Below are 6,907 nucleotides of genomic sequence, written 5' to 3' on the forward strand. Positions count from 1 at the left end.
GACGACGTTCATGGGCGCACCTCCTCGCCGAACAAATCCCCTTTGGCGCCCTCGGCATCGGCCTCGGCGCGGAGCTTGCTAGCGATCGACTGCATGAGTGCTGTCTGGCGCTCTGCGAGCTGCCGCGTCATGCGACCGGCCTCGACCCAACGTGGGTAAGCGCGCTGTCGCTGGCGGACCTCGTGTTCGGCGCATTCGGCGAGTTCGGCAGCTGTGAAGCCGTCGCGCGTCGTTTTGCTGTCGGGCATGGGACTGCTCCGCAGCTCAGGGCGATGCGCACAGCCAGGCGCGCGGCTACGCGCTCGAACTGAAACCGAAGGGGCTGGGCGTGCTCAAAGGCTTTATGCGCGAGGGTGCGCTTCGGCGCTGGGCGCCGTGGATCGGTGCTGCACTGCTGGTTTTGGTGGCGGTGGCGCTTGCGATGATCGTGTGAGTGTCTGAGCGTGCATTGGATGCGTTTCAGTGCACGAGCAGGCGCGACATTGGGAAGCTTTCTGGCGGGACCAACTGCTAATCCGTTGGATGGCGGGAACCTCGTCATTGGCGCCCCCTTGTTACTCTGTTACGCAAACATTCCATGGCCTCGTACCCGTAGATTGGGTCCTCATGGACGCGAATTCTGATCAGCCAGGGGATGACACTGAATTGGCGCTCGACATGATCGGGCGTGCGTACCTCGCGCTCGCAATTCTGTTCGAGACCACACATCCGGGCGAGTTCGAGCAGGCGCAGGCGCGCATCCACGCGTTTGTCGAAGCCAACCTGCGCTTGATCGCGGAGAAGAACGATGCGGGTGGCGGCGTGCCCGACGGCGTCGCGACACGCGTTCACGGCATTCTCACCGACATCGAGCGGGAGGTCGCCGCCATGATCCGACCGAGCGGATCGCTGGATACCTGACGCTGACAGCCGCACCGCCGAGCGAGCGAAGGCTATCGCTGTTGCAACTTGGCCATATGAATACGAAATGCCGACGCGGCGAGGCGCTAGGCGAATATCGAGCCGCGCTTCCAATCGACAGTTATCCACAGCCATGCTAGGCCGCTTCACCCTCGGCTCGGCAGACCAAAAGCGACGATGAGCAGTATCGAGCGGGACGAGACAGGCGATATTGCGCTGCGACTGATTGCACGCGCCTATCACGCGTTGGCCGTATTCTATGAGATAAAGAGTCCTACGGATTACGATTACTTCAATCGGCGCATCATGCCTTATCTGATGGAGACTGTCCGCGCCGACGGGATCCTCGATGGAGATCACGCAGTCCGAACGGCGCGTGCTGTCGAGCGCGTCCGCGTTATCCTCACAGAGGTCGAAGGCGAAATCGCGTCGATCCGGCAGCAGGCGCTGAGCCAGAATTGAGCGCCCAATAGCCTCGCTGCTCGTGGTACAATGGCTGACCTGGTGGTTCCCTTGATCTCGGCAGCCGTCTTCGTTGGCGTGGGCTGGCTGATCGTCCATGCCGGCAGCCATTACGATGACGCGATCCGGCACACACTGACCGTCTTCGCGCTGGTGACTGGTCTGCTGGTGCTGATCGGTGTGACCGCGAAGCTGCGATCCCTGATGACTGTCGGTCGGATGTCGCACCGGATAGAGGCACGGTCGCAGATCGATCCGCCGAAGTCGGTCCGCGCGGTGCGGAAGCTCGATGCGGGGCTGAACCCGTAGCGACGGCCCGCTCATACCCCCTCCCCCGCGCTCACCCGCTCCCCGAACGCGGGGTCAAGTGTGGTGCGAGGCACCACGGCCGATGCAACAATCCACGAAATCTTAGCGACACTGAGCTTAGCCATAAGGCTGTCCCAACGGAGCTGATCACCGGCCGCCGCAACGAGGGAGCTTCCGATGACCAAGCCAGCCACCGTGCGTAGCCGCCTCGTCGACGCGGTCGTGACCGCAGCTCTCGCGTTCAGCCTCGTTGTGCAGGCGCAGGCCATGATCCTGCCGCCGCACTTCGTCTGAAGGCGGCGCATCACGCGACCGCCTGGGCTTGCGCTGCCCAACGAGCGCGATCCTCGCCCACCAGCGCGTCGAACCGCGCACAGCTCTCCGGCGAGAGACGCCAGCCGCGGCCCCAGATCGTCTCGATCCGGACCTGCGCCTGCGCCTCCATGAGCTTGCGCCGGATCTTGCAGACCAAGACGTCGAGGATCTTCTGTTGAGGCGCCTCGTCCAGCATGCCGTACAGGGCGAGCATTGCCCGCTCGTGATGCAGGACGTTCGGGCCGACAGCCCGCAATGCGCGCAGGAGTCGCTCTTCCGTCGCGGTGAGGCGCCAAGTGCGCGGCAGGATTGCCGTCGGTGCGAGCGCCTCCTCCAACTGCCGCACCTGCTCCAGCAGCGTGTCCCGCTGATCCAAGAGCGCCATGACTTGCTGGCGGCTGAGGTTGTGGGGCGACGCGTTCATCCAACCTGCCTTTCTGGCTGAGGAGCGCCCCTCCGGGCGTTGTCGTTAGCTGCAGCCTCAGCCGCGATCTTCTTCGCCGTCGCCCGCCGCAGCTCCTCCTCCAGCACCGGGATCAGCAGGATCCCAAGAACGAGGAAAAGGACGAGGACACCCATGACGAGAGCGCGAGCAGCGGCGGGGCCGTTCATCGTGCTGCCTCATGCGCGAGGCGGATGCGCTCGGCCTGCGGAATGCCCTGACGCTTCAGCGCCTCGACGTAGCTGGCCGTCCCTGCCCCGCGCGGGTACAGGCGTCGCCGCTTGTGATGGGCCACGACGTTGAGGCGACAGACCTTCGCGTGGTCCGGCAGATCGCGAACCCACTTGGAGACGACCACCTTGGTAACGTCGAGGGCGGTGGCGATCGCGACCAGGCTGGCGCCAGTCTCCTGGCGCATGGTCCGGGCGCGCTCCCTGAGAGCGGCGTAGGTTTCGCCTGTCCTGGGGTGCCGCAGCGGCTCGTGTGAGGGGCCGGGCATCAGGCGGCCTCCGACCTGCTGGAGGAGGCGAGGATCGCTTCGGCTATGTCGGCCAGCGACCGTCGGAACTGTGAGGGCAGCGCCTCGAAGGCGACGGCCAAGCGCCAGCCGTCCGGATCGACCAGCAGCGCCGCAACCTGGTCGACCACCGCGTTGCTCGAAGCGACCGGCGTGGGCCGCGTAGTGAAGGTCTCCACCGGCACGCCGAGGGTGGCGGCGATCCGGTCGAGCAACTCGGCGGTGGGGCTGACGTCGACCATCAGAGCGCTCCCGGGATCGAGGCAGGCAGCGCCGTGATGTCCCGACGCCGCGCGCGCCCGGCGGTCGCGGCTTGCAGCGCGCCGAGCTCGTGCAGCAGCTCGTGGCTGAGGCGCGGGGGACCTGCCGCCAGCAGCCGGTTCACGGTCCGCAGCGCGGCGAGCAGCACCGCGTCGTCATCGCTGCGCGGATGGTCCGGGCGCAGGCACGGCAGAAGGGCGACGTGCGGCCCGAGCTCCGGATCGGGGGCGCCGAGCGCCTTCACGACGGCGTCGCACTCGCCACGCGGGAGGGCGACGGTGACCAGCATGGTCTGACCGGGCGCCCGAGGGTCGAGATGGGCGAGAACGCCCAGGAAGGCGCGGTCGCTCACGAGATCACTCCCACAGGGACGGGGTCGTAGGACGGCAGCTCAGCGTGATGGACGAGCGTGAGGCCGGCAGTGGAGCGGGCGAGGACGGCGCCGGAGGCGTGGAGGTCGAGGACAGCGACACGACGCCGGAAGGCGCGGGCCTCCGGATGGTCCGGGTGCAGCAGGGCGAGGCCGCCCGGGAGGCGGTCGACCCAGTCGATCACGTAGACCGTCTCTCCCGTTCGCAGATGGCGGTGGGGAACGACGCGGCGGCCGGCCAGCGGATGCTCCTTGGGGTGGGGCATGTCAGGCGGCCTCCGCTCGGGCTTCGCGGCGGGCGAGCGTCATCAGCCGCCCGCGGATGGAGTTGGCGGGTCGGCCCAGGACCTTGCCGATCGCGGTGTTGCCCAGGCCCTCGGCATCGAGGGTGAGCAGGAGGGCGTCCTCGTCCGGTGAGAACCGGCGGACGGCGTGGTCGCCGCGCTGGACCACCGCGGGTCCGGGTGCGGTCGCCGAGGTCAGACGCGCCTTCGGATGATCGGCGCCCAGCGCGAGGCAGATCCAGTAGACGTTCGAGGCGGAGCACCCGAACCGGCGGCCGATCTTGGCGTAGCTGTCGCCAGCCTCGCGGCGTTCGGCCATCTGCTCGCGCTGGGCATCGGTGAAGCGGCGACCAGGCATGTCAGGCCCTCCCCGCGCGGCGCAGGACCTGGCCGCCCGGGCGCCAGTCGACGAAGACGATGTCCCGATGCTCCGCGCACCAGACGGCCTCGCGCTTGGGGTGATGGTGAACCGCCGGTCGACCGCAGAAGCGGTGATCCGTCCCGCGTGAGGAGCACGCGTAGCGGCACTGGCAGGAGCCGAGCTGGTCCAGCCGATAGGTACCGAAATCCGGTACCTGCTCGGCGGTCGGAGGCGGCTCGGGCGCGAGCTGGCGGCGGGCGCGGGCGGCCATCAGGCGACCTCCCTCGCGGGAGAGCGCACCGTGATCGCGACGATCGCGGCCGCATCCCAGATGCAGCCGGAGGCGCAGTCCCAGCCATAGTACCAGAGGCCGCCGTCGAACCGGCGGTCGTAGCGGTAGGGCGCGATGACGATGCCCTGGTAAGCCTCAGCGACCGCCTTCCAGTCGATGTACATGTGGTAGTCGGAAGGCACGAAGCGCTCGGTGCGCCCGTACTCGCCGGCGAAGGCGTCGAAATCCTCGACGGTCCCGAGCAGCAGGACCCGAGCGTCCGTCGCGAGCCGCACGTCGTGAACGATGCGAAGCCGGTAGAGGTACGCCTCGCCCTCGGCCTCGACGTAGTCCGGCCAGCTGATGTTGCCGGCGTCGACCGACGCCCACAGCCCGTGCGGCTTGAAGCCCGGCATCAGAGACTGGCGGACCGAGTAGACGTGCGAGGTCAGTCGATCGCTGTAGTGGGTCAGCGCCGGGATCGAAGCGACCGGCGCGTGGGCGAGCGGCAGGGCGCCGAACATCGGGGCGGCCGCCATCACAGGTCCCTCACGTCGATGACGCCGGGACGGCGCGGCAGGATCGCGCCCGTGGTGCGGTCGCGCGTGACGCCGCCGAAACCGTTCGAGGTCCGGAAGAAGCTGTACCCCACCATCGGGCGGGAAGGTGCTTGCGTGCCGGCGTGGCGCTCGGCCTGGCGTCGGGTCTTATCGATCGCCCGGCGATCGGCCGAGTACTTCGCGCGGTCGCAGGGCAGGCAGAGCACCTGGCAATTGTCGAGCGTCGGGCGGCCGCCGTTGGCGTCCGGGATGACGTGATCGAAGATCCGGCCGCCGGGCGGGATGGCACAGGGGCAACGGGAGCCATCCGGCATGGCACCCTCGCACTGGCCTTCGGCGCGATCGAGGGCGGCCTTCTTCACCGCAGGCTTGAAGTTCTGGCGCTGCCGGGCGGGCATCAGAACGCACCCACGACGCGACGCGGCCGAATGGCGAGCGCCACGCGCTCATCCAAATCCCGCAGCGCCACCGCCGCCGTGCGCAGATCCGCGAACACGGGATCGACCAGGACCTCTCCGACGTGGAGGCAGACGATCGTGGGTCCGGCCTCACCCCTCAGCTCGGCGCAGTAGAAGCCCTCACCAAAGGCGGGACCGAGGATGGTGCCGGGGATGAGGGAGCCGTCGGCGCAGGGGCGGCCGATGCGGGTGCCGCGGGGGAGAGGCGGCAGAGGCCGGTGATGATCGAGGTTGGCGGTGAGCACTGGGGCGGCTCCGTCGCAAGAGGCGAGAAGCCATATGGTACGTCACGTACCCAGCACGTCAAGTACAAAATGTACCCAGCAGGTCATGCTCGCCAAGGCGATATCCACACTCATCCACAACCGCTGATTTTGTTTGTTCCCTTTATGTTCCGTTTCGTGCCAGCCTTCGTGGGTCACGGAGACCGCGATGGCATCACGTAGGAACTATGCCGCTCTCGGGTTCAAGCGCAACAGAAAGGGTCCATTGGAACGGGGCAAGGCTCAGATGTGCTCCAATGCTGACGAAGCCAGACAACAGGCTCAGCAGCTATCGTGCCGCAGAGGTTATGCAGGAGCCGTGGCAATCGCTTGCTGCGATTTAGAAGACCAAGATCCTATTACGATTGCCGCGTTCGGCGATGTACCATCCGAGGCTAGAGACATGTTGCCGTTTTAACTTTCGAGGTAATCCCGCAATCAAGGAGCAACCACCATGGTCCTAAAGCCCATCATCGCTCACAGCGTCCAGTTGTTCGTTCTGGTGAAGGACAAGCTCGCCCTGGGCAACCGCATCGACTGCAAGGCACCGGACGAGGCTTGCCGGGTGGCCGAGGAGCACGTGAACCGAGGCCGGGCGATCGGTGTGGCCGCCTTCACCCGCACGGTCGTTGATCCGAACTACGACGATGGCGGAGAGCCGGTGACGCTGGCGATCTTCGGAAAGGTGCCCCCGGGGTTGGCGGATCAGCTGCCGTTCTGAAAGAGGCGCCCCGCACGCCGGCGGGCGGCAGGGCGCAGTCAGTCTCAGAATACGCGAGCGTCAGGGCGTTACTTTGAAGCCCGCGAAACACCGACCCGGTACGGGAAGAACTGCGCCGGCCCGACCGTGCGAGCTTAGGCCGATCACAGTCACGCACATTCACCTGGATGGACAAGCTATACGTCGGTCGCACACGTGAAGTTTGGGCCGTGCCGTTCTCCAGCGCATCACACCAGGCGTAGCTCTCCTGCCTTGAGGCCCATGCGACGGGCCATGTCGCGCGACAGGCCGCCCACGATCTCCAGCTTCGCCCGCGGCGGCGCGGAGAGCGCGATCGCCTCCAGTGCCTCGTCTGCCGTCGTCGCCAGCACCGCGTAGACGCGCACGGCCTCGCGGCGCTGCGTGACGGACAC

Annotated in this window: 17 protein-coding genes; 4 read left to right on the forward strand and 13 right to left on the reverse strand. The window is 67.1% G+C overall.

What is annotated here, in order from left to right:
* Positions 1–8: 8 nt before the first annotated feature.
* Entirely contained in the window at positions 9–248 is a 240-nt protein-coding gene (locus ACLBX9_RS30020; RefSeq protein WP_447721443.1) for a hypothetical protein, read from the reverse strand.
* A gap of 397 nt (positions 249–645) precedes the next feature.
* Between ACLBX9_RS30020 and ACLBX9_RS30025 the strand changes: the two genes are divergently transcribed.
* The 3 genes from ACLBX9_RS30025 to ACLBX9_RS30035 all read left to right on the forward strand — a co-directional run bounded on the left by ACLBX9_RS30025 (position 646) and on the right by ACLBX9_RS30035 (position 1,671).
* Positions 646–900 carry a hypothetical protein gene (locus ACLBX9_RS30025; protein WP_447721444.1) on the forward strand — a complete coding sequence of 85 codons (255 nt, stop codon included), beginning with the start codon at positions 646–648 and terminating at the stop codon, positions 898–900.
* Between the two features lie 177 nt (positions 901–1,077).
* Entirely contained in the window at positions 1,078–1,362 is a 285-nt protein-coding gene (locus ACLBX9_RS30030; RefSeq protein WP_447721445.1) for a hypothetical protein, read from the forward strand.
* A 51-nt stretch (positions 1,363–1,413) separates the two neighbouring features.
* Positions 1,414–1,671: a hypothetical protein gene (locus ACLBX9_RS30035; RefSeq protein WP_447721446.1), complete on the forward strand. Its 258-nt coding sequence runs from the start codon at positions 1,414–1,416 to the stop codon at positions 1,669–1,671.
* A gap of 304 nt (positions 1,672–1,975) precedes the next feature.
* Here ACLBX9_RS30035 and ACLBX9_RS30040 read toward each other — a convergent pair whose 3' ends face one another.
* The 11 genes from ACLBX9_RS30040 to ACLBX9_RS30090 are packed head-to-tail and all read right to left on the reverse strand — an operon-like array spanning position 1,976 to position 5,755.
* Positions 1,976–2,410 carry a helix-turn-helix domain-containing protein gene (locus ACLBX9_RS30040; RefSeq protein WP_447721486.1) on the reverse strand — a complete coding sequence of 145 codons (435 nt, stop codon included), beginning with the start codon at positions 2,408–2,410 and terminating at the stop codon, positions 1,976–1,978.
* Positions 2,407–2,598, reverse strand: a complete 192-nt coding sequence (locus ACLBX9_RS30045) for a hypothetical protein (protein WP_447721487.1) — start codon at positions 2,596–2,598, stop codon at positions 2,407–2,409. The genes ACLBX9_RS30040 and ACLBX9_RS30045 overlap by 4 nt, the downstream gene beginning before the upstream one ends.
* Positions 2,595–2,927: a hypothetical protein gene (locus tag ACLBX9_RS30050; RefSeq protein ID WP_447721488.1), complete on the reverse strand. Its 333-nt coding sequence runs from the start codon at positions 2,925–2,927 to the stop codon at positions 2,595–2,597. Before ACLBX9_RS30050 ends, ACLBX9_RS30045 begins: the two co-directional genes overlap by 4 nt.
* Positions 2,927–3,187: a hypothetical protein gene (locus ACLBX9_RS30055; protein ID WP_447721489.1), complete on the reverse strand. Its 261-nt coding sequence runs from the start codon at positions 3,185–3,187 to the stop codon at positions 2,927–2,929. The genes ACLBX9_RS30050 and ACLBX9_RS30055 overlap by 1 nt, the downstream gene beginning before the upstream one ends.
* Positions 3,187–3,558: a hypothetical protein gene (locus ACLBX9_RS30060; RefSeq protein WP_447721490.1), complete on the reverse strand. Its 372-nt coding sequence runs from the start codon at positions 3,556–3,558 to the stop codon at positions 3,187–3,189. The genes ACLBX9_RS30055 and ACLBX9_RS30060 overlap by 1 nt, the downstream gene beginning before the upstream one ends.
* Complete coding sequence (locus ACLBX9_RS30065) at positions 3,555–3,842, reverse strand: hypothetical protein (RefSeq protein ID WP_447721491.1); 288 nt, start codon at positions 3,840–3,842, stop codon at positions 3,555–3,557. Before ACLBX9_RS30065 ends, ACLBX9_RS30060 begins: the two co-directional genes overlap by 4 nt.
* A gap of 1 nt (position 3,843) precedes the next feature.
* A complete protein-coding gene (locus tag ACLBX9_RS30070; RefSeq protein WP_447721492.1) occupies positions 3,844–4,218 on the reverse strand; it encodes a helix-turn-helix domain-containing protein in 375 nt (124 codons plus the stop codon).
* A gap of 1 nt (position 4,219) precedes the next feature.
* On the reverse strand, positions 4,220–4,492 hold the full coding sequence (locus tag ACLBX9_RS30075) for a hypothetical protein (protein WP_447721493.1): 273 nt from the start codon (positions 4,490–4,492) through the stop codon (positions 4,220–4,222).
* Complete coding sequence (locus tag ACLBX9_RS30080; RefSeq protein ID WP_447721494.1) at positions 4,492–5,031, reverse strand: hypothetical protein; 540 nt, start codon at positions 5,029–5,031, stop codon at positions 4,492–4,494. Before ACLBX9_RS30080 ends, ACLBX9_RS30075 begins: the two co-directional genes overlap by 1 nt.
* A complete protein-coding gene (locus ACLBX9_RS30085) occupies positions 5,031–5,450 on the reverse strand; it encodes an HNH endonuclease (protein ID WP_447721495.1) in 420 nt (139 codons plus the stop codon). Before ACLBX9_RS30085 ends, ACLBX9_RS30080 begins: the two co-directional genes overlap by 1 nt.
* Positions 5,450–5,755 carry a hypothetical protein gene (locus ACLBX9_RS30090; protein WP_447721496.1) on the reverse strand — a complete coding sequence of 102 codons (306 nt, stop codon included), beginning with the start codon at positions 5,753–5,755 and terminating at the stop codon, positions 5,450–5,452. Before ACLBX9_RS30090 ends, ACLBX9_RS30085 begins: the two co-directional genes overlap by 1 nt.
* Positions 5,756–6,227: 472 nt before the next feature.
* Between ACLBX9_RS30090 and ACLBX9_RS30095 the strand changes: the two genes are divergently transcribed.
* A complete protein-coding gene (locus ACLBX9_RS30095) occupies positions 6,228–6,494 on the forward strand; it encodes a hypothetical protein (protein WP_447721497.1) in 267 nt (88 codons plus the stop codon).
* A 227-nt stretch (positions 6,495–6,721) separates the two neighbouring features.
* Here the strand turns inward: ACLBX9_RS30095 and ACLBX9_RS30100 are convergent.
* On the reverse strand, positions 6,722–6,907 hold a 186-nt coding region (locus ACLBX9_RS30100; RefSeq protein ID WP_447719960.1), incomplete at its 5' end, for a hypothetical protein.

The organism is Methylobacterium sp. A49B (assembly GCF_053346215.1).